This window comes from Collinsella sp. AF11-11, assembly GCF_003465485.1.
In the GTDB taxonomy this organism is placed as follows: Bacteria; Actinomycetota; Coriobacteriia; order Coriobacteriales; family Coriobacteriaceae; genus Collinsella.
The window spans coordinates 1-2,891 of the sequence record NZ_QSAS01000013.1 but is presented as its reverse complement, the minus strand read 5'-3'; the positions used below and the strand labels follow the sequence as shown (position 1 = coordinate 2,891).

Sequence of the window (2,891 nt, the reverse complement as noted above, 5' to 3'; positions counted from 1 at the left end):
CCGCGCCGGGGATTTCCGGCGCGGCCCGCTTAGTATCGCGCTTAGATTCGCAAGGTTGCGGCAGCCAGCGGCCTACTTTGCGTCGTACGCCTCGGCGTCCCACCAGTCGAGCTGGGCGATGTTGTCGCGGATGTGCCGGCAGCTCTTGTGGAAGCCCTCGAGCTCGTACTCGGACAGGTCGAGCGTGTAGACCTCCTCGACGCCCTCGGCACCGATCACGCACGGCAGGGAGGTAAAGATGCCCTCCTCGCCATACTGGCCGGTCATGAGCGTGGAGGCGGAAAGCACGGCGTGCTCGTTGTGCAGAACGGCAGCGCAGACGCGCGCGGCGGAGTTGGCGACGGCGTACTCGGTGCACTGCTTGCCCTGGTAGGTCACATAGCCGCCCTTACGCGCGAGCTCCTCGACCTCCATGTGGTCAAAGGCGTACTTGTCGGGGTTTTCGGTCTGAAGCTCGGTGAGACTCTTGCCGGCGATGGTTGCGGTCTTAAAGGCGGCAAGCTGGCTAAAGCCGTGCTCGCCGATCATGTAGGCGTCGATGGACTTGGGGCTCACGCCGACCTTCTTGGAGATCTCGGTGCGCAGGCGGGCGGAATCCAGACCGCAGCCCGAGCCGATGATCTTCTTGGGATCGTAGCCGGTCAGGTGCCACAGCTCGGTGCACACGACGTCGCAGGGGTTGGAGATGGAGACAAAGATGCCGTCGAAGCCGGCGTCGACGATGCGCTTGGCAAAGGTGCGCGCGGCGTCGGTGGTAAAGAACAGCTCGCCGTCGCGGTTGCCGGCGGCCAGTGCGACCTTGCCAGCGGCGTTGACGATGACGTCGCAGCAGGCCAGCTCCTCGTAATGGTCGTAGCAGTTGACGATCTTAGTGTTGTACGGGACAAACGAAAGGGAGTCGCGCAGGTCCTGGACCTCGGACGTCACCTTGGCCTCGTTGATATCGCACAGGTACAGCTCGTCGGCAATGCCCTGCATAAGCAGGCTGTTGGCGACATGTGCTCCTACGTGGCCCTGGCCGACCACACCGATCTTACGCGTCTGGTACATATATGTATCCTTTCGGCCGAGTTTCTCGCGTCGAACCATTGTAGCCTCCTGCCGTCACTTTGCTAGGCTAAAGCGTCGTAGATTTTTGGGACATGCTTTAATCTCTACTTTTGGAGTGATTTGGGCCGCTGGTGACATCGCCGGGCGATGTGCTCGCGCGGATGGGGCCGCTCGTTGTACCATAACTGCAACTGACTCGTAAGGAGCATCCATGCCCATTCGCATTCCCGACGCCCTCCCTGCTGCCGCGCAGCTCGAGAGCGAGAACATCTTTGTCATGACCGAGTACCGCGCGCTGCACCAGGACATCCGTCCGCTGCGCGTGCTCATCCTCAACCTCATGCCCACCAAGATCGCCACCGAGACGCAGATCATGCGCAAGCTCTCCAACACGCCGCTGCAGGTGGAGGTGGACCTGCTGCGCACCAAGACGCACGAGGCCACGCACGTGAGCGCCGGCCACCTGGAGACGTTCTACCGCACGTTCGACGACATCCGCGACATCCACTACGACGGCCTGATTATCACGGGCGCGCCCGTGGAGCAGATGCCGTTCGAGGAGGTCGACTACTGGCCCGAGCTCTGCCAGATCATGGATTGGTCTACCACGCACGTACACTCTACGCTGCACATTTGTTGGGGCGCACAGGCCGGGCTGTACCATCATTACGGTATTCAGAAGTACGACCTGCCGGCAAAGGCAAGTGGCGTGTTCGAGCATTATCTGGTGAAGCCGCAAAGCCCGCTGGTCCGCGGCTTCGACGACCGCTTCTATGCCGTGCATTCGCGCAACACCGATGTGCGCCGCGAGGACGTGGAGGCCGAGCCGCAGCTTGAGGTCGTGGCCGTGTCCGACGAGGTGGGCCTGTACATCGTCAAGTCGACCGACAGCCGTCGCTTCTTTGTATTTGGTCACCCCGAGTACGATACCGACACGCTGCGCCTGGAGTACGAGCGCGACGTGAAGCGCGGCCTCAACCCTCAGGTGCCGGCGCACTACTTTCCGGGTGACGACCCCACCGCCGAGCCGCGCAACGTCTGGCGCAGCCAGGCTCAGCTGTTCTACACCAACTGGCTCAACTACTACGTCTACCAGACCACGCCCTACGACCTGGCCCGCGCCGGCGAGGAGCACTAGACTGCGGTGGTACTGCTGTAGCCGTGGCTGACGTGGCGGCGATTAGGCGCTGATGATGTGGGGTAGCGGCAGGTCGTGGGCGTCGGTGGGAACGTGGTCGACACGCTGTTCGTCAAAGGCGATGCCGATGATTTGACATGCGGGCGAGAGCATGGGCAGGTAGCGGTCGTAGCAGCCGCCGCCGTAGCCCAGGCGCTCGCCGGCGCGGTCGAAGGCTACGAGTGGCACGATGGCCATGTCGAGGGCCTCTGCAGACACGATAGGGAAGTGGTCGCTGTCGATGTCCATGGCCGCGAAGGCCCGCGTGGGGTGGGCGATAAACGGGGCCGCGGACGCATCGCCGACGGCAACTGCCCGCATGCACATGCGCTGGCCACAAGCTGCGGCGTCTGTTGCCGAGAGCATGCACGGATAGGCCACGCGCCAGCCGCGTTTGGCGGCAGCTGCGGCAAACGCGGCTGGGTCGACTTCGGAACCCATCGCGGCATAAACGGCAACGGTGTGCGGTGCCGCGGCACCCGAGCTGCCCAGCAACTCAACAAGCCGCGCGCAAATGACAGCAGACTTCGCCGCCCGAACATCCAAATCAAGAGCATCGCGCCGAGCAATCATCGCCCGCCGCACTTCAGCCTTGCCCATCCCAACCTCCTCTAGCAAACCTGCCAAAAAGGGACAGGTTTATTTTGGCAGGTTTTATCTGGGC

Annotated in this window: 3 protein-coding genes; 1 reads left to right on the top strand and 2 read right to left on the bottom strand. The window is 62.9% G+C overall.

The annotated features are described in order from the left end of the window. Window positions 1-72: 72 nt before the first annotated feature. On the bottom strand, window positions 73-1,050 hold the full coding sequence (locus DWV58_RS07800; protein ID WP_117776736.1) for an L-lactate dehydrogenase: 978 nt from the start codon (window positions 1,048-1,050) through the stop codon (window positions 73-75). Between the two features lie 211 nt (window positions 1,051-1,261). Here DWV58_RS07800 and metA point away from each other — a divergent pair, with 211 nt between their 5' ends. Next, on the top strand, window positions 1,262-2,188 hold the full coding sequence (gene metA / locus DWV58_RS07795) for a homoserine O-succinyltransferase (RefSeq protein ID WP_006235124.1): 927 nt from the start codon (window positions 1,262-1,264) through the stop codon (window positions 2,186-2,188). A 42-nt stretch (window positions 2,189-2,230) separates the two neighbouring features. Here metA and DWV58_RS07790 read toward each other — a convergent pair whose 3' ends face one another. Continuing rightward, window positions 2,231-2,827 carry a 5-formyltetrahydrofolate cyclo-ligase gene (locus DWV58_RS07790; RefSeq protein WP_117776735.1) on the bottom strand — a complete coding sequence of 199 codons (597 nt, stop codon included), beginning with the start codon at window positions 2,825-2,827 and terminating at the stop codon, window positions 2,231-2,233. Between the last annotated feature and the right edge of the window lie 64 nt (window positions 2,828-2,891).